Source organism: Streptomyces bacillaris (assembly GCF_003268675.1).
In the GTDB taxonomy this organism is placed as follows: Bacteria; Actinomycetota; Actinomycetes; order Streptomycetales; family Streptomycetaceae; genus Streptomyces; species Streptomyces bacillaris.
In genome coordinates this window covers 1,975,416-1,997,759 of sequence record NZ_CP029378.1, presented here as the reverse complement: position 1 = coordinate 1,997,759, position 22,344 = coordinate 1,975,416, and the positions used below count along the sequence as shown (strand labels likewise).

Annotated in this window: 17 protein-coding genes; 14 read left to right on the top strand and 3 right to left on the bottom strand. The window is 72.3% G+C overall.

All coding sequences use genetic code 11. From position 1 onward, the window contains the following. Positions 1 to 315: 315 nt before the first annotated feature. Together DJ476_RS07985 and DJ476_RS07980 are read left to right on the top strand one after the other, a co-directional pair. The gene (locus DJ476_RS07985) at positions 316 to 4,041 is read left to right on the top strand and encodes a chromosome segregation SMC family protein (protein WP_112490178.1); all 3,726 of its coding nucleotides are present in this window, start codon (positions 316 to 318) and stop codon (positions 4,039 to 4,041) included. 227 nt (positions 4,042 to 4,268) lie between these two features. Further along, the gene (locus DJ476_RS07980; RefSeq protein ID WP_103418924.1) at positions 4,269 to 5,687 is read left to right on the top strand and encodes a sugar porter family MFS transporter; all 1,419 of its coding nucleotides are present in this window, start codon (positions 4,269 to 4,271) and stop codon (positions 5,685 to 5,687) included. A gap of 36 nt (positions 5,688 to 5,723) precedes the next feature. Here the strand turns inward: DJ476_RS07980 and DJ476_RS07975 are convergent, their stop codons facing one another. Next, on the bottom strand, positions 5,724 to 6,704 hold the full coding sequence (locus DJ476_RS07975) for an LLM class flavin-dependent oxidoreductase (protein WP_112490177.1): 981 nt from the start codon (positions 6,702 to 6,704) through the stop codon (positions 5,724 to 5,726). Positions 6,705 to 6,900: 196 nt separating this feature from the next. Between DJ476_RS07975 and ftsY the strand changes: the two genes are divergently transcribed. Further along, positions 6,901 to 8,109 (top strand): signal recognition particle-docking protein FtsY, encoded by a 1,209-nt coding sequence (gene ftsY / locus DJ476_RS07970; RefSeq protein WP_070199279.1) that lies wholly within the window; start codon positions 6,901 to 6,903, stop codon positions 8,107 to 8,109. Positions 8,110 to 8,186: 77 nt separating this feature from the next. On the opposite strand, the gene DJ476_RS07965 is transcribed toward ftsY, so the two are convergent. Beyond that, entirely contained in the window at positions 8,187 to 8,834 is a 648-nt protein-coding gene (locus DJ476_RS07965; RefSeq protein WP_112490176.1) for a bifunctional DNA primase/polymerase, read from the bottom strand. A gap of 460 nt (positions 8,835 to 9,294) precedes the next feature. Between DJ476_RS07965 and nsdA the strand changes: the two genes are divergently transcribed. From nsdA to ffh, 5 genes are all read left to right on the top strand, one after another. Then, the gene (gene nsdA, locus DJ476_RS07960) at positions 9,295 to 10,776 is read left to right on the top strand and encodes a transcriptional repressor NsdA (RefSeq protein ID WP_103418927.1); all 1,482 of its coding nucleotides are present in this window, start codon (positions 9,295 to 9,297) and stop codon (positions 10,774 to 10,776) included. A 403-nt stretch (positions 10,777 to 11,179) separates the two neighbouring features. Beyond that, positions 11,180 to 12,532: an ammonium transporter gene (locus DJ476_RS07955; RefSeq protein WP_070199277.1), complete on the top strand. Its 1,353-nt coding sequence runs from the start codon at positions 11,180 to 11,182 to the stop codon at positions 12,530 to 12,532. Then, positions 12,529 to 12,867: a P-II family nitrogen regulator gene (locus DJ476_RS07950; RefSeq protein ID WP_003965965.1), complete on the top strand. Its 339-nt coding sequence runs from the start codon at positions 12,529 to 12,531 to the stop codon at positions 12,865 to 12,867. Before DJ476_RS07955 ends, DJ476_RS07950 begins: the two co-directional genes overlap by 4 nt. A gap of 392 nt (positions 12,868 to 13,259) precedes the next feature. Then, entirely contained in the window at positions 13,260 to 15,722 is a 2,463-nt protein-coding gene (locus DJ476_RS07945; RefSeq protein ID WP_112490175.1) for a [protein-PII] uridylyltransferase, read from the top strand. 120 nt (positions 15,723 to 15,842) lie between these two features. Continuing rightward, positions 15,843 to 17,396 (top strand): signal recognition particle protein, encoded by a 1,554-nt coding sequence (ffh, locus tag DJ476_RS07940; RefSeq protein ID WP_103418929.1) that lies wholly within the window; start codon positions 15,843 to 15,845, stop codon positions 17,394 to 17,396. Between the two features lie 97 nt (positions 17,397 to 17,493). Here ffh and DJ476_RS07935 read toward each other — a convergent pair whose 3' ends face one another. Then, complete coding sequence (locus tag DJ476_RS07935) at positions 17,494 to 18,351, bottom strand: methyltransferase domain-containing protein (protein WP_112490174.1); 858 nt, start codon at positions 18,349 to 18,351, stop codon at positions 17,494 to 17,496. A 450-nt stretch (positions 18,352 to 18,801) separates the two neighbouring features. On the opposite strand from DJ476_RS07935, the gene DJ476_RS07930 reads away from it, so the two are divergent. From DJ476_RS07930 to rplS, 6 genes are all read left to right on the top strand, one after another. Beyond that, positions 18,802 to 19,395 carry a hypothetical protein gene (locus tag DJ476_RS07930; protein ID WP_003965961.1) on the top strand — a complete coding sequence of 198 codons (594 nt, stop codon included), beginning with the start codon at positions 18,802 to 18,804 and terminating at the stop codon, positions 19,393 to 19,395. 158 nt (positions 19,396 to 19,553) lie between these two features. Beyond that, positions 19,554 to 19,994, top strand: a complete 441-nt coding sequence (rpsP, locus tag DJ476_RS07925) for a 30S ribosomal protein S16 (protein ID WP_006127898.1) — start codon at positions 19,554 to 19,556, stop codon at positions 19,992 to 19,994. A gap of 2 nt (positions 19,995 to 19,996) precedes the next feature. Beyond that, positions 19,997 to 20,236 (top strand): RNA-binding protein, encoded by a 240-nt coding sequence (locus tag DJ476_RS07920; protein ID WP_003980229.1) that lies wholly within the window; start codon positions 19,997 to 19,999, stop codon positions 20,234 to 20,236. A gap of 149 nt (positions 20,237 to 20,385) precedes the next feature. After that, the gene (gene rimM, locus DJ476_RS07915) at positions 20,386 to 21,024 is read left to right on the top strand and encodes a ribosome maturation factor RimM (protein ID WP_103418992.1); all 639 of its coding nucleotides are present in this window, start codon (positions 20,386 to 20,388) and stop codon (positions 21,022 to 21,024) included. Then, the gene (trmD, locus tag DJ476_RS07910) at positions 21,024 to 21,845 is read left to right on the top strand and encodes a tRNA (guanosine(37)-N1)-methyltransferase TrmD (protein ID WP_103418931.1); all 822 of its coding nucleotides are present in this window, start codon (positions 21,024 to 21,026) and stop codon (positions 21,843 to 21,845) included. Before rimM ends, trmD begins: the two co-directional genes overlap by 1 nt. A 129-nt stretch (positions 21,846 to 21,974) precedes the next feature. After that, the gene (gene rplS / locus DJ476_RS07905; RefSeq protein WP_019763533.1) at positions 21,975 to 22,325 is read left to right on the top strand and encodes a 50S ribosomal protein L19; all 351 of its coding nucleotides are present in this window, start codon (positions 21,975 to 21,977) and stop codon (positions 22,323 to 22,325) included. Positions 22,326 to 22,344: the final 19 nt, after the last annotated feature.

Below are 22,344 nucleotides of genomic sequence, written 5' to 3'. Positions count from 1 at the left end.
ACGGATCGCCGCCTCCCGGAAGGCCGGGTCCCTGACCGACAGGGTCACTGGACGACGTGTGTCCGGGTGTCGGCCCACCGGCAACGGCACGGCCCGCCGGCCGTGGCGATGGACCGCGCAGGACCGCACCACGATCCACCGCGCAGCACCGCACCATGATTCCGCGCAGGATCGCACCAAGATCTACAGGGACGCTTCGGCGTCCCTTTTTCTTTGCCCAGGCCCCCCGGCCCCGCCCTGCCCCTCTCGCTTACCGTCTGATGTGCCCTGCACCTTCATCACCGAAACCGAGAGCGAAAGGTAGAGTCCGGCGGCGTGCACCTCAAGGCCCTGACCCTGCGTGGTTTCAAATCGTTCGCGTCCGCCACCACCCTGCGGTTCGAACCGGGGATCACCTGTGTCGTCGGCCCCAATGGATCGGGAAAGTCCAATGTGGTGGACGCCCTCTCCTGGGTCATGGGAGAACAGGGCGCCAAATCCCTGCGCGGCGGCAAGATGGAAGACGTGATCTTCGCCGGGACCACCGGGCGGCCCCCGCTCGGCCGCGCCGAAGTGTCGCTGACCATCGACAATTCCGACGGCGCACTGCCCATCGAGTACGCCGAAGTGACGATCACCCGGATCATGTTCCGCAATGGCGGCAGCGAATACCAGATCAACGGCGACACCTGCCGACTGCTGGACATCCAGGAACTCCTCTCCGACTCCGGTATCGGCCGCGAGATGCACGTCATCGTCGGCCAGGGCCAGTTGGACTCCGTCCTGCACGCCGACCCGATGGGCCGCCGGGCCTTCATCGAGGAGGCCGCGGGGGTGCTCAAGCACCGCAAGCGCAAGGAGAAGGCGCTGCGGAAGCTGGACGCGATGGGCGCCAACCTCGCCCGCGTCCAGGACCTCACCGACGAACTCCGCCGCCAGCTCAAGCCGCTCGGCCGGCAGGCCGCCGTCGCCCGTCGCGCCGCCGTCATCCAGGCCGATCTGCGCGACGCCCGCCTCCGGCTCCTCGCCGACGACCTGGTGACCCTGCGGGACGCCCTGCGCGACGAGATCGCCGACGAGGCCGAGCTGAAGAAGCGCAAGGAAGCGGCCGAGGCCGATCTGAAGGCGGCGCTCGCCCGGGAGGCCGAGCTGGAGGGCGAGGTGCGCCGCCTCGCGCCCCGGCTCCAGCGCGCCCAGCAGACCTGGTACGAGCTGTCGCAGCTGGCCGAGCGGGTGCGCGGCACGATCTCGCTGGCCGACGCCCGGGTCAGGAGCGCCACCCAGCCCCCCACCGAGGAGCGCCGGGGCCGCGACCCCGAGGACCTGGAGCGCGAGGCCGCCCGCATCCGCGAGCAGGAGGCGGAGCTGACGGCGGCCCTGGAGGCGGCCGAACGCGCGCTGGAGGACACCGTCGCCCACCGCGCCGACCTGGAGCGCGAGCTGGCCGCCGAGGAGCGCCGGCTCAAGGACGCCGCCCGCGCCATCGCGGACCGCCGCGAGGGGCTGGCCCGGTTGACCGGCCAGGTCAACGCGGCCCGCAGCCGGGCCGGTTCGGCCCAGGCCGAGATCGACCGGCTGGCCGCCGCCCGCGACGAGGCCCAGGAGCGCGCGGTCACCGCCCAGGAGGAGTACGAGCAGCTCAAGGCCGAGGTCGAGGGCCTGGACGCGGACGACGAGGAGCTGACCGCCCGCCACGAGGAGGCCAAGCAGGCCCTGGCCGACGCCCAGGCCGCCCACAGCACGGCCCGCGACGAGGCCACCGCCGCCGAGCGCCGCCGGGCGGCGGTCGCGGCCCGCCACGAGGCGCTCGCCCTGGGGCTCCGGCGCAAGGACGGTACGGGCGCACTGCTCGGTGCCCGCGACCACCTGACGGGACTGCTGGGCCCGGCCGCCGAACTGCTCACCGTCCGGCCCGGCCACGAGATCCCGGTCGCCGCTGCCCTCGGCGCCGCGGCGGACGCGGTGGCGGTACGGGACCCGGCCACGGCCGCCGCGGCGATCCGCATCCTCCGCGACCGGGATGCGGGCCGCGCGGCGATGCTGCTGGCGGGCGGGGCGGTGGAGGGCGTGGGCGCCGGCCACGTACCGGGCCAGGGCGGCGAACAGGTGCCGGGTGCCGCCGCACAACTGCCGGTACAGAGCGGAGCGCCGGGCGGCGGTACGGAAGGCGAAGCGCGGGGCGGTACGGAGAACGGCGCCCACCGCCGTACGGAGACCGGCGCCGGTGCCCACGGCCGTACCGAGAGCACCACCACCCTCTCCGCCCCCGCCGTCACCGACCTGATCACCGGCCCCGCCCCCCTCCTGGACGCCGTGCGCCGGCTCGTGCGGGACGCCGTGGTCGTCGCCACCCTGGAGGACGCCGAGGCGCTCGTCGCCGCGCACCCCGGGCTCACCGCCGTAACCGGTGAAGGGGACGTGCTCTCCGCGCACTTCGCGCACGGCGGGTCCGCCGGGGCGCCAAGTCTGCTGGAGGTGCAGGCCTCCGTGGACGAGGCTGCCGCCGAGCTGGCCGAGCTCGCCGTGCGGTGCGATGAGCTCGCTGAGGCCCAGCGGCTGGCGGGGGAGCGGCGCAAGGAGTCGGCCGCGCTCGTCGAGGAGCTGGGGGAGCGGCGGCGGGCGGCCGAGCGGGAGAAGTCGGGCGTCGCCCAGCAGCTCGGGCGGCTCTCCGGGCAGGCCCGGGCGGCGGCGGGCGAGGCCGAGCGGATGACGGCCTCCGCCGCCCGCGCCCAGGAGGCCCTGGAGCAGGCGGTCGAGGAGGCCGAGGAGCTGGCCGAGCGGCTGCTGGTGGCCCAGGAGGCGCCGGTGGAGGAGGAGCCCGACACTTCCGTACGGGACCGGCTCGCCGCCGACGGGGCCAACGCCCGCCAGACCGAGATGGAGGCCCGGCTCCAGGCCCGTACGCACGAGGAGCGGGTCAAGGGCCTGGCCGGGCGCGCCGACGGGCTGGACCGGGCCGCCCGCGCCGAGCGCGAGGCCCGGGCCCGGGCCGAGCAGCGCCGGGCCCGGCTGCGCCACGAGGCGGCCGTGGCCTCCGCCGTCGCCTCGGGCGCCCGTCAGCTGCTGGCCCACGTCGAGGTCTCCCTCGTACGGGCCGATCAGGAGCGCACGTCGGCCGAGGCCGCCAAGGGCGAGCGGGAGCGCGAGCTGACCGCCGAGCGGGGCCGGGGCCGTGACCTCAAGGGCGAGCTGGACAAGCTCACCGACTCCGTCCACCGGGGCGAGGTGCTCGGCGCCGAGAAGCGGCTGCGCATCGAGCAGCTGGAGACGAAGGCCCTGGAGGAGCTGGGGGTGGAGCCGGCGGGGCTGGTCGCGGAGTACGGACCGGACCAGCCCGTGCCGCCCTCGCCCGCGGCGGAGGGCGAGGAACTGCCGGAGGACCCGGAGCACCCCCGTAACCTGCCGAAGGCCTTCGTCCGGGCCGAACAGGAGAAGCGGCTGCGGTCGGCCGAACGGGCGTACCAGCAACTCGGGAAGGTGAATCCGCTCGCGCTGGAGGAGTTCTCGGCGCTGGAGGAACGGCACAAGTTCCTCTCCGAGCAGCTCGAAGACCTGAAGAAGACCCGGGCCGACCTGCTCCAGGTGATCAAGGAGGTCGACGAGCGGGTCGAGCAGGTGTTCACCGAGGCGTACCGGGACACCGCCCGCGAGTTCGAGGGCGTCTTCGCCCGGCTCTTCCCCGGCGGCGAGGGGCGGCTGATCCTCACCGACCCGGACAACATGCTGGCCACCGGAGTGGACGTCGAGGCGCGCCCGCCGGGCAAGAAGGTGAAGCGGCTCTCGCTGCTCTCGGGCGGCGAGCGGTCCCTGACGGCCGTGGCGTTGCTGGTCTCCATCTTCAAGGCCCGCCCCAGCCCGTTCTATGTGATGGACGAGGTCGAGGCCGCGCTCGACGACACCAACCTGCAGCGGCTGATCCGGATCATGGAGGAGCTGCAGGAGAGCTCCCAGCTGATCGTCATCACCCACCAGAAGCGGACGATGGAGGTCGCCGACGCGCTGTACGGCGTCTCCATGCAGGGTGACGGCGTGTCGAAGGTGATCAGCCAGCGGCTCCGCTGACCCCTCCACGGAAACATTCGACTCTTCACGCGAACGTCGGAAGTTCGACGCACGTTCTCGCCCGACCTGGGTACACGTCGGTCCGACCCCACTGGTTTGCTTCGTTTCTTGAACGCATAACCTCTGCGGAGTTGTTTTCGCCTTCAGGTGGTGGCGTGCCGCATGGTGTGCGCCACTAGGAAGGCTCACCCCAACGTCTGACGTGCGGCCAGGCATCAGGAGTTCATGTGACCACTTCAGCGAACGGACCGGAGTCCGGGGCCCGGACGGCCCATCCGGATCACCTCGGCCATGTCATCTTCATCACGGCGGCCGCGGCGATGGGCGGCTTCCTCTTCGGCTACGACAGCTCCGTCATCAACGGGGCCGTCGAAGCCATCCGCGACCGCTACGACATCGGCTCCGGGACGCTCGCCCAGGTCATCGCCATCGCGCTGATCGGCTGTGCGATCGGCGCCGCCACCGCCGGCCGGATCGCGGACCGGATCGGCCGCATCTACTGCATGCGGATCGCCTCGGTCCTCTTCACCGCCAGCGCCATCGGCTCCGCCCTGCCGTTCGCGCTCTGGGACCTGGCGATGTGGCGCATCGTCGGCGGCTTCGCCATCGGCATGGCCTCCGTGATCGGCCCGGCCTACATCGCGGAGGTCTCCCCGCCCGCCTACCGCGGCCGCCTCGGCTCCTTCCAGCAGGCCGCGATCGTCATCGGTATCGCCGTCTCCCAACTGGTCAACTACACCGTCCTCCAGATCGCGGACGGCGACCAGCGCGGCAAGATCCTGGGCCTGGAGGCCTGGCAGTGGATGCTCGGCGTGATGGTCGTCCCGGCCATCCTGTACGGGCTCCTCTCCTTCGCCATCCCCGAGTCCCCGCGCTTCCTCATCTCGGTCGGCAAGAAGGCCCAGGCCCGCAAGATCCTCGAAGAGGTCGAGGGCAGGAGCGTCGACCTCGACGCCCGCGTGGCCGAGATCGAGACCGCCATGCACCGCGAGCACAAGTCGTCCTTCAAGGACCTGCTGGGCAACCGCTTCTTCTTCCTCCCCATCGTCTGGGTCGGTATCGGCCTGTCGATGTTCCAGCAGCTCGTCGGCATCAACGTGGCCTTCTACTACTCGGCCACGCTGTGGCAGTCCGTCGGCATCGACCCGACCGACTCGTTCTTCTACTCGTTCACCACGTCGATCATCAACATCATCGGCACGGTGATCGCGATGGTGCTGGTGGACCGGGTGGGCCGCCGCCCGCTCGCCCTCGTCGGCTCCGTCGGCATGGCGATCGCGCTCGCCGTCGAGGCCTGGGCCTTCTCCGCCGACCTGGTGGACGGCAAGCTGCCCACCACCCAGGGGGCCGTCGCCCTGATCGCCGCCCACACGTTCGTGCTCTTCTTCGCCCTCTCGTGGGGTGTCGTCGTCTGGGTCTTCCTGGGCGAGATGTTCCCCAACCGGCTGCGGGCCGCCGCCCTCGGTGTCGCGGTCTTCGCGCAGTGGATGGCCAACTGGGCGATCACCGCCAGCTTCCCGAGCCTGGCCGACTGGAACCTCTCGGGGACGTACATCATCTACACCTGCTTCGCCGTGCTCTCCATCCCCTTCGTGCTCAAGTTCGTGAAGGAGACCAAGGGCAAGACGCTGGAGGAGATGGGCTGACCCCCGCTACCCCGCACCCCGGCCCGCTGCCCCGGCTCACTCCCGAGCCGGGGCAGCGGGCTCTCCCACCGCCTCGCAGAACAGCCGCAGACTCCGCCACCCCTCCTCCACCGGCATCCCGCCGCAGAGCGGATGCAGCACCAGCGAGTCCGCCTCCAGCGCCGCCAGCTCCCCGGGCGTGACGATCCGGTACACGCCCTCCTCGCGCAGCTCCGCCACCGTCGTGGCCGCCGACCGCACCGCCGAGCGGATGTCCTTCGACTGCCAGGAGGCGTACGTCCGCGCCTCGTGCAGCAGGTGCTCCCCGTACAGCGCCCACGCACGCTCCGGGTCCTCGGAGACGTGCAGCAGCGGGGTGCGCTCCGCGGGCATCACGCAGAAGCCCTCCGTCCCGTGGACCGCGCACCGCTCCCGGTAGTACGCCTCCAGCTCCGGCAGATGCGCGCTCGGGAAGAGCGGCAGCCCCAGCCGGGCCGCCCGCCGCGCCGCCGCCCGCGAGCTGCCGCCGACCAGCAGCATCGGATGCGGCCGCGTGTACGGACGCGGGGTGACGCGCACCGTACGGCCCCGGTACGGGAACGGCTCCCCGGTCCACGCCGCGAGCAGCGTCTCCAGCAGCTCGTCCTGGAGCCGGCCGCGCCGCCCCCACTCCACGCCCGCCCGCTCGTACTCCTCCGGCCGGTAGCCGATCCCCGCGACCGTCACCAGCCGCCCCGCGCTCAGCAGGTCCAGCACCGCGATGTCCTCCGCCAGCCGCAGCGGATCGTGCAGCGGCCCGATGACGGCCGAGACGGTCACCGCGATCCGCCGGGTGGCGCCGAAGACCGCCCCGGCGAAGGTGAACGGGGAGGGCAGCCAGGAGTTCGCCGCCCCGTGGTGCTCCTCGGTCTGGACGGTGTCGAGCCCGTGCCCGTCCGCGTACGCCGCCATCTCCAGGGCGGCGCGGTAGCGGGCCGAGAGGGTGACGGGGGTGGCTGTGGGATCGACGAGATTGAACCGGACCACGGTGAAGGCCATGACGGGTGTCCCTTTCGCCGGACGGGCAGGGCTCGCCTGAGGGGCGCGGCGGGGCGCACAGTAGCTGACGGATCGTCAGAAGGGGAGGGGTCGGGACCGGTCATTACCGCCAAAAGGTGCATCCGCGTCCGGTGGATCGCCGGGCGGCGTGCGGGGCCGTGCCCGTGCGGCGGCCGTGGCCGATACTGGACGGGTTATGGAACTCGTCGAAATCGTCATCCTCGCTGTAGTCATCGCCCTGGCCGCCGTCGGCCTGGTCGGCGGGCTCGTGGTCGGCAGCCGCAAGAAGAAGCTGCCGCCCCCGCCGCCGTCCACGCCGACCATCACTCCTCCCGCCGAGCCGAAGGTCGGCGAGGAGGCCGAGACGCCGCGCGACGAAGCGCGGCGCACCATCGACGAAGTCGGCCTCCCGGACGCCACCGCGCCCGCCGAGGAGGCCCCGGTCGTCGAGACCCCGGCGCCCCCGGCGCTGGAGGTCCCCGAGCCCACCGAGGGCCGGCTCGTCCGGCTGCGGGCCCGGCTCGCCCGCTCCCAGAACTCGCTGGGCAAGGGGCTGCTCACGCTGCTGTCCCGGGACAACCTGGACGAGGACACCTGGGAGGAGATCGAGGACACCCTCCTCACCGCCGACGTCGGCGTCGCCCCCACCCAGGAACTGGTCGAGCGGCTCCGCGAGCGCGTCCGCGTGCTCGGCACCCGCACCCCGGAGGAGCTGCGCGCCCTGCTGCGCGAAGAGCTGATCACCCTGCTCGGCCCGGACCTCGACCGCGAGGTCAGGACCGAGGGCGGCGCCGAGACCCCGGGCGTCGTCATGGTCGTCGGCGTCAACGGCACCGGCAAGACCACCACCACCGGCAAGCTGGCCCGGGTGCTCGTCGCGGACGGCCGCAGCGTGGTCCTCGGCGCGGCCGACACCTTCCGCGCCGCCGCCGCCGACCAGCTCCAGACCTGGGGCGAGCGCGTCGGAGCCCGTACGGTCCGCGGACCCGAGGGCGGCGACCCGGCCTCCATCGCGTACGACGCGGTCAAGGAGGGCATCGCGGAGGGGGCCGACGTGGTCCTCGTCGACACCGCCGGCCGGCTGCACACCAAGACCGGGCTCATGGACGAGCTGGGCAAGGTCAAGCGGGTCGTGGAGAAGCATGGTCCGCTGGACGAGGTGCTGCTCGTCCTGGACGCCACCACCGGGCAGAACGGCCTGGTGCAGGCCCGCGTCTTCGCGGAGGTCGTGGACATCACCGGCATCGTCCTCACCAAGCTCGACGGCACCGCCAAGGGCGGCATCGTCATCGCGGTCCAGCGCGAGCTGGGCGTCCCGGTGAAGCTGATCGGGCTGGGCGAGGGACCGGACGACCTGGCCCCGTTCGAGCCGGGCGCCTTCGTGGACGCCCTGATCGGCGACTGACGCGCACCACCCCGTACGGCGGACGGGCGGCGGCTCCCACGAGGAGCCCGCCGCCCGTCCGCCGTTGTGCTTCCCGGTCAGGACCGGTGGCAGCTGTACGCCAGCGTCCCCAGCAGCAGCCGGGCCTGCGGGGGAGCGGCGGCGGTGTCCAGCACCGGCGGCCGCAGCCAGCGGACCGGGCCGAGGCCGCCGAGGTCGGAGGGCGGGGCGGTGATGTGCGTGCCCGGCCCCAGCGCCCGCAGGTCCAGGTCCGCGTCGTCCCAGCCCATGCGGTAGAGCAGGCCGGGCAGTTCGGCGGCGGCCCCGGGGGCGACGAAGAACTGTGCCCGGCCGGTCGGCGTCACCGCCACCGGGCCCAGTGGCAGCCCCATCCGCTCCAGCCGCACCAGCGCCCGCCGCCCGGCCTGCTCCGCGACGTCCAGCACGTCGAAGGCGCGGCCCACCGGCAGCAGCATCGAGGCGCCCGGGGGCTCGCCCCAGGCGTCCGCCGCCGCGTCGACGCCGGTGCCCGCCGGGACCTCCCGGGCGAAGCCCAGCGGATGGGCGCCGGGGGCGGGGCAGGCCGGCTGCCCGCAGGAACAGGCGCCGTCCCGGGCGCGGGTGCCGGGCACCACGGTCCAGCCCCAGAGCCCGGTGTACTCGGCCACCGCGGTGGCCTCGGCGCCGCGGCCGCGCCGCCGTACGCCGGAACGTTTCTCACGGATGCCGCCGATCGTGAAGCCCATGCCCCCTCCAACGGGTCCGACTCATCGGTGGTTACGATCCGGAGCGCTCGGGTAGCCCTCCGTCGCTGCAACTCGATCGAGTGGTGTGCGCCGTGGTGCGCGAGGTGGTGCGGCGCGGTGCATGCGCCCCCGAGTGCTTCCGTACGCTCGCCATCGGTCGTAGTGGCTCAAGTCAAGCGTGCCGAGCGGCAGTCGGGTTCATTCGAAGGGGTGGCGAATGGTGGCGTTTCCGCAATCCCCCTCGCGGCAGGGGTGATCGTAGGATTACCGTCGGTACACGAACCCTGGGAGAATGTGCAGCCACGGGTATGCCCCGGGCAACCCGGTTTCCTGTTCGACCCCGTGCAACTCCCGTACGAGCGGCGGCGATGCACGGCATTCTGATGGGGGCACAGATTTCTGACGGCGGTTCGCGCGATGAGATTCGGCGGGGAGGATTCAGCGTGATGGGGGCGTTCCAGTGAGTGGCAGCGGCGCAGGCGAAGCGGAGGCCGGGACCGGCAAGCGCCCCAACGCGCAGTTGGGATCGTGGTTCCTGCGCAGCGGCTGGTCCAAGGGCGAGCTGGCCCGCCAGGTCAACCGGCGGGCCCGGCAGATGGGCGCCCACCACATCAGCACCGACACCTCCCGGGTGCGGCGCTGGCTCGACGGCGAACAGCCGCGCGAGCCGATCCCGCGCATCCTCTCCGAACTGTTCTCCGAGCGGTTCGGCGCGGTCGTCGCCGTCGAGGACCTCGGCCTGCGCACCGCCCACCAGTCACCCTCGGTGGCCGGGGTCGACCTGCCCTGGGCGGGCCCGCAGACCGTCGCCCTGCTCAGCGAGTTCTCCCGCAGCGATCTGATGCTCGCCCGGCGGGGCTTCCTCGGCAGCTCGCTCGCGCTGGCCGCCGGCCCCTCCCTCATCGAGCCGATGCAGCGCTGGCTGGTGCCCGTCCCGCCCAAGGGGCCGGGCGAACCGGAGTCGGAGGCCGCCGCCCGCAGGCCCTCCCGCCTCTCCGGTCCCGAGCTGGACCTGCTGGAGTCGACCACCACGATGTTCCGGCAGTGGGACGCCCAGTGCGGCGGCGGGCTGCGCCGCAAGGCCGTCGTCGGCCAGCTGCACGAGGTCACCGACCTGCTCCAGGAGCCCCAGCCCGGCCCCACCTCCAAGCGCCTGTTCCGCTGCGCCGCCGAACTGGCCGAGCTGGCGGGCTGGATGAGTTACGACGTCGGCCTCCAGCCCACCGCCCAGAAGTACTTCGTGCTCGCCCTGCACGCCGCCAAGGAGGCCGGGGACAAGCCGCTCGGCAGCTACATCCTCTCCAGCATGAGCCGCCAGATGATCCACCTGGGCCGTCCCGACGACGCCCTGGAGCTGATCCACCTGGCCCAGTACGGCAGCCGCGACTGCGCCACCTCCCGTACGCAGGCCATGCTGTATGCGATGGAGGCCCGCGCGTACGCCAACATGGGCCAGCCCAGCAAGTGCAAGCGGGCGGTCCGGATGGCCGAGGACACCTTCCTGGACGCCGGACTGGACGGCGAGCCCGAGCCCGACTGGATCCGCTTCTTCTCCGAGGCCGAGCTCAACGGGGAGAACGCCCACTCCTACCGCGACCTGGCCTATGTCGCCGGCCGCAGCCCCACCTACGCCTCGCTCGCCGAGCCCGTCATGGCGAAGGCTGTCGAGCTGTTCGGCGAGGACGACGAGCACCAGCGCTCCTACGCGCTCAACCTCATCGGCATGGCCACCGTCCATCTCCTCCAGCGCGAGCCCGAGCAGTCCACCGTGCTCGCCGGGCAGGCCCTGAAGATCGCCAAGAAGGTCCGCTCCGAGCGGGTCAACACCCGGCTGCGCAAGACCGTCGACACCGCTGCCAGGGACTTCGGGGACGTCGCCGATGTCGCCCGGCTCACCGATCTGCTCAGCGAACAGCTGCCGGAGACCGCCGAAGCGGTCTGACCCGGCACCACGGCCCCGGCCGCGGCACCTCTCCGTACTGCCCGACTCGGCTCCCCCATCGCCTGGTCACCCGGAGGGGAGCCGCGGCCGGTTCGCGTACGAAGGGGCCTCATCCGTCCACACGGCGGCGTTTCGGCCACACCGTGTACGGCATGGGCTGCATGGTAGGCAGCGCACCGGACCCGCCACCCGGGATTCATTCCGTCGTAACACGCACCACCTCTTCGTCACGCTCGCGAAACATCGTGCGGCTTCCCCGGAAACGGCGCTCCGCCAATCTCATGGCGCACAGGCGGTCTCCGGCCATGATCCACCGGACGCCCCTGACCGGCCCGCACCCTTCCCAGTGGTCCCGCAGCCTTCCCCCGCACGCCGCGGCCGCTCCGACGACGAGGAGACGCCGATGCCCCCAGGCATCACGACGCTTGCCGCAGACGCCCCCGAGCTGTCTGCCGCCAACACCGGGTTCATGCTCATCTGCTCGGCCCTGGTGATGCTCATGACCCCCGGTCTGGCCTTCTTCTACGGAGGCATGGTCCGCGTCAAGAGCACCCTCAACATGCTGATGATGAGCTTCATCAGCCTCGGGATCGTCACGATCCTGTGGGTGCTCTACGGATTCAGCCTCGCCTTCGGCTCCGACATCGGCTCGGTGATCGGCTGGAGCGGTGACTACGTCGGTCTCAGCGGGATCGGCCTCACCGAACTCTGGGACGGCACCACCATCCCGGTGTACGTCTTCGCCGCCTTCCAGCTGATGTTCGCCGTCCTCACCCCGGCCCTGATCAGCGGTGCGCTCGCGGACCGCGTGAAGTTCACCGCGTGGGCGCTCTTCATCGTCCTGTGGGTCACGATCGTCTACTTCCCCGTCGCCCACTGGGTCTGGGGCTCGGGCGGCTGGCTCTTCGAGATGGGCGTCATCGACTTCGCCGGCGGTACGGCCGTCCACATCAACGCGGGTGCCGCGGCCCTCGGCGTGATCTTCGTCATCGGCAAGCGCATCGGCTTCAAGAAGGACCCGATGCGGCCGCACAGCCTGCCGCTCGTCATGCTCGGCGCGGCCCTCCTGTGGTTCGGCTGGTTCGGCTTCAACGCCGGATCCTGGCTCGGCAACGACGACGGCGTCGGCGCGGTCATGTTCCTCAACACCCAGGTCGCCACCGCCGCCGCCGTCCTCGGCTGGCTGATCTACGAGAAGCTGCGCCACGGCTCCTTCACCACCCTCGGCGCCGCCTCCGGCGCGGTCTCCGGGCTGGTCGCCATCACCCCCGCGGGTGGTTCCGTCTCCCCGCTCGGCGCCATCGCGGTCGGTGCCATCGCCGGTGTCCTCTGCGCCATGGCGGTCGGCCTGAAGTACAAGTTCGGTTACGACGACTCCCTGGACGTCGTCGGCGTCCACCTCGTCGGCGGCATCATCGGCTCCATCCTGGTCGGCTTCTTCGCCACCGGCGGGGTCCAGTCCGACGCGGCGGGCCTCTTCTACGGCGGCGGTGTCGAACAGCTCGGCAAGCAGATCGTCGGCGTCGTCGCGGTCCTCGCGTACGCTCTGGTCGTCTCCGGCCTCATCGCCCTGGTGCTCCACAAGACCATCGGGATGCGGGTCTCCGAGGACGACGAGATCTCCGGCATCGACCAGGTCGAGCACGCCGAGACCGCGTACGACTTCAGCGGCACCGGCGGCGGCTCGGTCGCCCGCACCACCGCCCCCGCGACGGACCCGACGGCAGCACCGAAGGCAAAGAAGGTGGACGCATGAAGCTCATCACCGCGGTCGTGAAGCCCCACCGGCTGGACGAGATCAAGGAGGCCCTCCAGGCCTTCGGCGTCCAGGGGCTGACCGTCACCGAGGCCAGCGGTTACGGCCGCCAGCGCGGCCACACCGAGGTCTACCGGGGCGCCGAGTACACCGTGGACCTGGTCCCCAAGATCCGCATCGAGGTCCTGGTCGAGGACGAGGACGCCGAACAGCTCATCGAGGTCGTCGTCAAGGCCGCCCGTACCGGCAAGATCGGTGACGGGAAGGTCTGGAGCGTCCCGGTCGAGACCGCCGTCCGCGTCCGCACCGGCGAACGCGGCCCGGACGCCCTCTGACGGAGGCGCTTGCCGGAGCCGGAAGCCGGGCCGGGGCCCACGAGCCGGACATGGTCCGGCTCCGGGCTCCCGGCGCCTCCCGGTGCCTGGCTCTGGCTCCCGGCGCCTCCCGGCTCCCGGCGCCTGGCCGGGGCATACTCCGGCCAGGGGCTCCGGCCTCGGCCGGACGCTCCGGCCAAGACCCCGGGTGCCTGGCCGGGACGTACTCCGGCCGGACGCCCCGGCTGATCCGGCCGAAGGCTCCGGCCCGACGGCCCCGGGCCGAGGGGACAGGCTCCTGGCCGGACGTCCCGGCCGAGGGCACTGGCCCCCGGCCCCACGCCCCCGACCGACGGCCCCGCACACCGGACGGGCGCCCCTGACCGAGGCCCCGCCAAACGGAAGGCACCTGGGTGACGAGCACCGAAGCGATCACCGACAGCGAAGACTCGGGACCCAGCGGCTACGCGGCGGCCCGGCTGCGCCTCCTCCAGCAGGAGGCGCGGTCCGGGCCGCCGCGCCGTGCGGCCCTCGCCCGGCTCACCGACGACTGGCTCACCGGCCTGTTCACAGCGGCCGCGACCCGCGCCGGGGTGCGCGGGGCCGCCCTCGTCGCCGTCGGGGGCTACGGCCGCGGCGAACTCTCCCCGCGCAGCGACCTCGACCTGCTCCTGCTCCACGACGGCAGCGCCGACGCGGCCGCCGTCGCCGCCCTCGCGGACGCCGTCTGGTACCCGGTCTGGGACCTGGGCCTCGCCCTCGACCACTCCGTACGCACCCCCGGCGAGGCCCGGAGGACGGCCGGCGAGGACCTCAAGGTGCAGCTCGGGCTGCTGGACGCCCGGCCCGTCGCCGGGGACCTCGGGCTCGTCGCCTCCCTGCGCACCGCGATCCTCGCGGACTGGCGCAACCAGGCCCCCAAACGCCTCCCCGCCCTCCACGAGCTGTGCCAGGAGCGGGCCGAGCGGACGGGCGAGCTGCAGTTCCTCCTGGAACCCGACCTCAAGGAGGCCCGCGGCGGTCTCCGCGACGCCACCGCCCTGCGCGCCGTCGCCGCCTCCTGGGTCGCGGACGCCCCGCGCGAAGGGCTCGACCGGGCCCGCCGCACCCTCCTCGACACCCGCGACGCCCTCCACCTCACCACCGGCCGCGCCACCGACCGCCTCGCCCTCCAGGAACAGGACCAGGTGGCCGAGGCGCTCGGGCTGCTCGACGCCGACGCCCTGCTGCGCCAGGTGTACGAGGCCGCGCGCACGGTCTCGTACGCCACCGACGTCACCTGGCGCGAGGTCAACCGGGTGCTGCGCGCCCGCTCGGTCCGGCCCCGGCTCCGCGCCATGCTCAGCGGCTCCCTCGGCGGCTCCAAGTCCGCGCCGGAGCGCGCTCCGCTCGCGGACGGCGTGGTGGAGGCGGACGGCGAGGTGGTCCTCGCCCGGGCCGCCCGCCCCGACCGCGACCCCGTCCTCACCCTGCGCGCCGCCGCGGCCGCCGCCGAGGCCGGGCTGCCGCTCTCCCGCCACCTCGTACGCCATCTCGCCACCACCGTCCGCCCGCTGCCGGTCCCCTGGCCGCCGGAGGCCCGCGAGGAGCTGGTCACCCTGCTCGGCGCGGGAGAGGCCACCGTCGGCGTCTGGGAGGCGCTCGAAGCGGAAGGGATCATCACCCGGCTGCTGCCCGACTGGGAACGCGTCCACTGCCGCCCCCAGCGCAACCCTGTCCACACCTGGACCGTCGACCGGCACCTGGTGGAGACCGCCGTCCGGGCCGCCTCCCTCACCCGCCGCGTCCACCGCCCCGACCTCCTGCTGGTCGCCGCCCTCCTCCACGACATCGGCAAGGGCTGGCCCGGCGACCACTCGGTGGCCGGTGAGGTCATCGCCCGGGACATGGCCACCCGGATCGGCTTCGACCAGCACGACGTGGGCGTCATCGCCACCCTCGTACGCCACCATCTCCTGCTCGTCGAGACCGCCACCCGGCGCGACCTGGACGACCCCGCCACCGTGCGGTCGGTGGCCGAGGCCGTCTCCAGCGCCTCCACCCTGGAGCTGCTGCACGCCCTCACCGAGGCCGACGCGCTCGCCACCGGACCCGCCGCCTGGTCCGCCTGGCGGGCCTCCCTCGTGGCCGACCTGGTCAAACGCGTCGCCGCCGTCCTCGCGGGGGAGGCCCCCGAGGAGACGGAGGAGGAAGCGCCCAGCGCCGAGCACGAACGCCTCGCCGTCGAGGCCCTGCGCACCGGCGAACCCGTCCTCACCCTGCACACCCGGCCCGAGGAGCCCGCCGGGGACGGCGAGGTGGAGCCCGTCGGCGTCGAACTGCTCATCGCCCTGCCCGACCGGCCCGGCGTGCTGCCCGCCGCCGCCGGGGTCCTCGCCCTGCACCGGCTCACCGTGCGCGCCGCCGACCTGCGGGCGGTGGAGCTGCCCAACGAGGTGGGGGAGAGCGCGGACCTGCTGCTGCTCAGCTGGCGGGTGGCGGCCGAGTACGGGTCCCTCCCGCAGGCCGCCCGGCTCCGCGCCGACCTCGTACGCGCCCTGGACGGCTCGCTGGACATCCGCGCCCGGCTCGCGGAGCGGGAGGCCGCCTACCCGCGCAGGCGCGGGGTGAAGGCCCCGCCGCCCCGGGTGACCGTCGCGGCGGCGGGCTCCCGCCGGGCCACCGTCATCGAGGTCCGCGCCCAGGACGCCCCGGGACTGCTGCACCGGATCGGCAACGCCCTGGAATCCAGCGCCGTACGGGTGCGCAGCGCCCATGTCTCCACCCTCGGCGCCAACGCCGTCGACGCCTTCTACGTCACCGGCACCGACGGCGACCCCCTGCCGGAACTCCGGGCCGCCGAGGTCGCCCGGGAGGTCGAGAAGGCCCTCGGCTGACCTGTACGGCACCCCCTCGCCCGGCCGGTTCCGGGCGAGGGCTTGGTGTTCTCCGGGGGCCGGATACCCTGGAGGGCGACTGACCTGCCCCGCCCCCGACCCTGAGGACCGACGAGCGCCGTGTTCGATACTCTCTCCGACCGCCTTAGCGCGACTTTCAAGAACCTCAGGGGCAAGGGCCGCTTGTCCGAGGCCGACATCGACGCCACGGCACGCGAGATCCGTATCGCCCTGCTCGAGGCCGACGTCGCCCTCCCCGTCGTCCGGGCCTTCATCGCCAACGTGAAGGAGCGGGCGCGCGGCGCCGAGGTCTCCCAGGCGCTGAACCCGGCCCAGCAGGTCGTCAAGATCGTCAACGAGGAGCTCGTCGCCATCCTCGGCGGCGAGACGCGGCGCCTCCGGTTCGCCAAGACCGCGCCCACCGTGATCATGCTCGCGGGCCTCCAGGGTGCCGGTAAGACGACGCTGGCCGGAAAGCTCGGCCTCTGGCTCAAGGGCCAGGGCCACTCCCCGCTGCTCGTCGCCTGCGACCTCCAGCGCCCCAACGCCGTCAACCAGCTGAGCGTCGTCGCCGAGCGCGCCGGGGTCGCGGTCTACGCCCCCGAGCCGGGCAACGGCGTCGGTGACCCGGTCCAGGTCGCCAAGGACTCCATCGAGTTCGCCCGGGCCAAGGTTCACGACATCGTCATCGTCGACACCGCGGGCCGCCTCGGTATCGACCAGGAGCTGATGCGGCAGGCCGCGGACATCCGCGACGCCGTCAGCCCCGACGAGATCCTCTTCGTCGTCGACGCGATGATCGGTCAGGACGCGGTCAACACCGCCGAGGCCTTCCGCGACGGCGTCGGCTTCGACGGCGTGGTCCTCTCCAAGCTCGACGGTGACGCCCGCGGTGGTGCTGCCCTGTCGATCGCCCATGTCACGGGCAAGCAGATCATGTTCGCGTCGAACGGCGAGAAGCTGGAGGACTTCGACGCGTTCCACCCGGACCGGATGGCCTCCCGCATCCTCGACATGGGTGACCTGCTCACCCTGATCGAGCAGGCGGAGAAGACGTTCAGCCAGGAAGAGGCCGCCAAAATGGCCTCGAAGCTCCAGTCGAGCAAGGGCGGGAAGGACTTCACCCTCGACGACTTCCTGGCCCAGATGGAGCAGGTCCGCAAGATGGGCTCCATCTCCAAGCTGCTCGGGATGCTGCCCGGCATGGGGCAGATCAAGGACCAGATCAACAACATCGACGAGCGCGACATCGACCGCACCGCCGCGATCATCAAGTCGATGACCCCCAAGGAGCGCGCCGAGCCGACGATCATCAACGGCTCGCGCCGGGCCCGTATCGCCAAGGGTTCGGGCGTCGAGGTCTCCGCCGTCAAGAGCCTGGTGGAGCGCTTCTTCGAGGCCCGCAAGATGATGTCGAAGATGGCCCAGGGCGGCGGCATGCCCGGAATGCCGGGGATGCCCGGCATGGGCGGTGGCCCCGGCCGGCAGAAGAAGCAGGTCAAGCAGGCCAAGGGCAAGCGCAAGAGCGGCAACCCGATGAAGCGCAAGGCCGAGGAGGCCGCCGCCGCGGAGCGCCGCGAGCAGGCGGCCGCCCAGGGCGGGGCGTTCGGGCTGCCGACCCAGGGCGACAAGAACTTCGAGCTGCCGGACGAGTTCAAGAAGTTCATGGGCTGAGCGGCGACAGCAGGCATGTGTAAGGGGCGCCCTTGAGAGAGGGCGCCCCTTACGCGCGTACGGCGTCCCTCAGGGCGGCGCGCACGGCTGCCTCAGGTCATGTCGTGCAGACCAGGTAGCGGAAGACGTTCGGCATCCACACCGTCCCGTCCGGGCGCCGGTACGGATGCAGCGCCTCCGTCACCTCCTTCTCCACCTGGGAGCGGTCGGTGGCCCGTACGGCGGCGTCGAAGAGCCCGGTCGACAGCAGCCCGCGCACCGCGCTCTCCTGGTCCGCGTACCCGAACGGGCAGGAGACCCGCCCCGAACCGTCCGGCTTCAGCCCCGTCCGCGCGGCCACGTCCTCCAGATCGTCCCGGAGCGTCGGCCGCCACCCGCCCGGCCGGGGCGGACGCGCGGACTCCGTCAGCCGGGCCGCGACCCGCAGCACCGGCGCCGTGGCACACCGCTCCGGCGGGCCCCAGCCGGTCAGCACCACGGTCGCGCCCCGGGCCGCCAGCGGCAGCGCCGCCTCCAGAGCGGGCACCAACCCCTCGGAGTCACCGGCCGCACAGCCGATCGGCTCGAACACGGTGATCAGGTCGTACGGTGCCCCGTCCGCGCCGGCGCCCGAGGGGAGCCCGCTCTCGTGCAGCCGGGCCCGGTGCGCGGGCGCGCCTTCCGCGCCCTCCTCGGGCAGCAGCCGCGCACGCGCCAGCGCCAGCCGCTCCCGGTCGGAGTCCACGCCCGTGACCTGCGCCCCCCGGGCCGCCGCGATCAGCAGGGCGAGCCCGGAGCCACAGCCGAGCGACAGCATCCGGGTGGCGGCCCCGACTTCGAGCCGGTCGTACACCGCCTCGTAGAGCGGTGCCAGCATGCGTTCCTGGATCTCGGCCCAGTCGCGGGCACGGGTACCGGCGTCCGCCGGCGCGGAGGGATCCGCGTCCCGGAGGTTCCGGACGAGCGTTGGTGTCATGGAAAGCGCCCCAATCCGCCAAGAGGTCGATCTTGCCCGAGTGGACGGCCCCCGTGTGCGTACGTCCGCACCCCCCGTATGCCAGAGAACTGCGCATCCGCCGTTCCGTCCAGGGGTTGTGGGGCACCGATTGCGTACCCCGGTCGTGCGCCTCTCCGAATCAGTCTTACCCGACACCGGGCACCGGGCACGTCGAACGGCCGGCCGGGTACCCTCGCAGGCGGCCCGGTAAGTGGCGACGGGCGCCGGCGCACCGCACACCCCGTACGCCGGGCGCACCGCGCGCTGTGCACCACCTTGGTGCGAGCTGTGCGGCTTCTCCGCAGTTCGGCGCACCCGCCCGCCTCCGGACGCATCCAGGGCACATCACGGGCAACTGACTGGTACGTGCAAATTATTTGGGATGCCCCGGAATAGGAACACCACGGCACTCGGACTCGTTGTCACGACGTGAGCACGACACCACCTGTACTTGCCGCAGAGCTGGCACAGGCGTGGGCCGACATTCAGCGGTACCACCCCGAGCTGCCCGATCTAGCCGCGCCAGAGTCCCTGATCGGAGAGTCCTCGTCCGCCTGTGGCGCCGAGCTCTCCTTCGAACGACTGCTCCACGAGGCAGTCCACGGCATCGCCGCCGCGAGAGGAGTCCGTGACACCTCCCGCGCCGGCCGCTACCACAACAGACGCTTCCTCGCGATCGCCGAGGAGCTGGGCCTCGACCATGCCGAGGAGCCCCACCCCAGCAGCGGATTCTCGCTGGTCACGCTGAACCCGGAGGCCAAGCGCCGGTACCGCCCGACCACCGAGCGGCTCCAGCGCGCCCTCAAGGCGCACACGGTCGCCACCGCCGCCGACACCAAGCGCTCCTTCCGGGGCCCTGCCGCCCGGCACGGTTCCTCCGGGGGCGGGGTCCGGGTCAAGGCCGTCTGCGACTGCGGACGCAACGTCCGCGTCGTCCCCTCGGTCCTGGCCCAGGCGCCGATCGTCTGCGGTGGCTGCGGCAAGCCGTTCCGGATCCCGGAAGCGGCGGTCGCGGTGGGGTGAGGTGAAGTGGTGTGGCACAATGGCTAGCTGTACTCGACAGTCGCACAGGACCCCTCTCTCCTCCGGCTGACGCGTCCATCGGGCACTCCGAGTACCGCAACCCCACGTGGCATCTTCGTTGTGCCCAACCACGTCAGAGACCAGGAGACACCACTTCCGTGGCAGTCAAGATCAAGCTGAAGCGTCTGGGCAAGATCCGTTCGCCTCACTACCGCATCGTCGTCGCCGACTCCCGTACCCGCCGTGACGGCCGGGCCATCGAGGAGATCGGCCTGTACCACCCGGTACAGAACCCCTCCCGCATCGAGGTCAACTCGGAGCGCGCGCAGTACTGGCTGTCCGTCGGCGCCCAGCCGACCGAGCCGGTCCTCGCGATCCTGAAGCTCACCGGTGACTGGCAGGCCCACAAGGGTCTCCCGGCCCCCGCGCCGCTGCTGCAGCCGGAGCCCAAGGCTGACAAGCGTGCCCTGTTCGAGGCGCTGTCCGCGGACGGCGACGAGGCCAAGGGTGAGGCCATCACCCCCAAGGCCAAGAAGTCCGACAAGAAGGCGGACGAGGCGGCTGACGCTGCCGAGTCCACCGAGTCGACCGAGGCCTGAGCATGCTCGAGGAGGCTCTCGAGCACCTCGTGAAGGGCATCGTCGACAACCCCGACGACGTGCAGGTGGCCTCGCGCACCCTGCGCCGCGGGCGCGTGCTGGAGGTCCGGGTCCACCCCGACGACCTCGGCAAGGTGATCGGCCGCAACGGCCGTACCGCCCGCGCCCTGCGGACCGTCGTGGGCGCCATCGGCGGCCGTGGCATCCGCGTCGACCTCGTCGATGTGGACCAGGTCCGCTGACCGCAGTTGAACACCGGCCAGGGCCGGGGAGGGCTTTCGAGCCTTCCCCGGCCTTTGTCGGTCCCCGGCCCTTCTCGCCAGCCACACCGGGGCGCCACCGCGTCCGGACCCCATCCATGCGTCCGTACCCCATCAATTCGGAGAACAGCGTGCAGTTGGTAGTCGCGCGGATCGGCCGTGCCCACGGCATCAAGGGCGAGGTCACCGTCGAGGTACGAACGGACGAGCCGGAGCTGCGGCTCGGCCCCGGCGCCGTCCTGGCCACCGAACCGGCGGCCACGGGCCCGCTGACGGTCGCGTCGGGCCGGGTCCACAGCGGCAGGCTGCTGCTGCGCTTCGAGGGCGTGCACGACCGTACGGGCGCCGAGGCGCTCCGTAACACCCTGCTGATCGCCGAGGTGGACCCGGCGGAGCTGCCCGAGGACGAGGACGAGTTCTACGACCACCAGCTGATCGACCTGGACGTCGTCCTCGCCGACGGTACGGAGATCGGCCGGATCACCGAGATCTCCCACCTGCCCTCGCAGGACCTGTTCATCGTGGAGCGCCCCGACGGCAGTGAGGTGATGATCCCCTTCGTGGAGGAGATCGTCACCGAGATCGACCTGGAGGAGCAGCGCGCGGTCATCACCCCGCCGCCCGGCCTGATCGACGAGAGCGAGGCCGTGGTGGCCTCCTCGCGCGACGAAGAGACGGCCGACGGTGACGCGGACGGGGCGGCCGACGGCGGTGCGGCGGCCGAGGCGGCCGGGGGGCCCGGCGCGGCGCCGAAGGGCGACGGTTCCTGATGCGGCTCGACGTCGTCACGATCTTCCCCGAGTACCTGGACCCGCTGGACGTCTCCCTGGTCGGCAAGGCCCGCGCCCGCGGGGTCCTCGACGTCCACGTCCACGACCTGCGGGAGTGGACGTACGACCGGCACAACACGGTCGACGACACCCCCTACGGCGGCGGCCCCGGCATGGTCATGAAGACCGAGCCCTGGGGGGACGCCCTGGACGAGGCGCTGGCCGACGGGTACGAGTCCGGCGCGCACTCCCCGGTCCTCGTGGTGCCCACACCCAGCGGCCGCCCGTTCACCCAGGAGCTGGCCGTTGAGCTGTCCGCGCAGCCCTGGCTGGTCTTCACCCCGGCCCGGTACGAGGGCATCGACCGCCGGGTGATCGACGAGTACGCCACCCGCGTCCCGGTCGTCGAGGTCTCCATCGGTGACTATGTGCTGGCCGGCGGGGAAGCGGCCGTCCTGGTGATCACGGAGGCCGTGGCGCGGCTGCTGCCCGGGGTCCTCGGCAACGCCGAGTCCCACCGCGACGACTCCTTCGCCCCCGGTGCCATGGCCAACCTCCTGGAGGGCCCCGTCTACACCAAGCCGCCCGAGTGGCGCGGCCGGGGGATCCCGGACGTCCTGCTCAGCGGCCACCACGGGAAGATCGCCCGCTGGCGGCGGGACCAGGCCTTCGCCCGGACCGCCCTCAACCGGCCCGATCTGATCGAGCGGTGCGAGGCGAGCGCCTTCGACAAGAAGGACCGCGAGATCCTCTCCATCCTGGGCTTCGCGCCGGAGCCCGGCGGCCGATTTTGGCGCAGGCCACCGGCCGTGGAAGAATAGGCCGCTGCTGTACGTCCGGCGTGCGCCCCTGCCACAGGGGGAAAGACGCCCGCCCGACGCGATCAGCACTCCGAACTCCTCTCGATATCCCGTCGATGACCTGTGGCATCGGCGAAGAAAGCAGAACTCATGTCTTCCCTGCTCGATGGCGTCAACGCCGCCACCCTCCGTTCGGACGTCCCGGCGTTCCGCCCGGGTGACACCGTCAACGTCCACGTGCGAGTGATCGAGGGCAACCGCTCCCGTATCCAGCAGTTCAAGGGCATCGTCATCCGCCGCCAGGGCTCGGGCGTCAGCGAGACCTTCACGGTCCGCAAGGTCTCCTTCAGCGTCGGCGTCGAGCGCACCTTCCCGGTGCACAGCCCGATCTTCGAGAAGATCGAGCTGGTCAGCCGCGGTGACGTCCGCCGCGCCAAGCTGTACTTCCTCCGTGAGCTGCGCGGCAAGGCCGCGAAGATCAAGGAGAAGCGCGACAACTGAGGCACCGCTGGTGTCCACA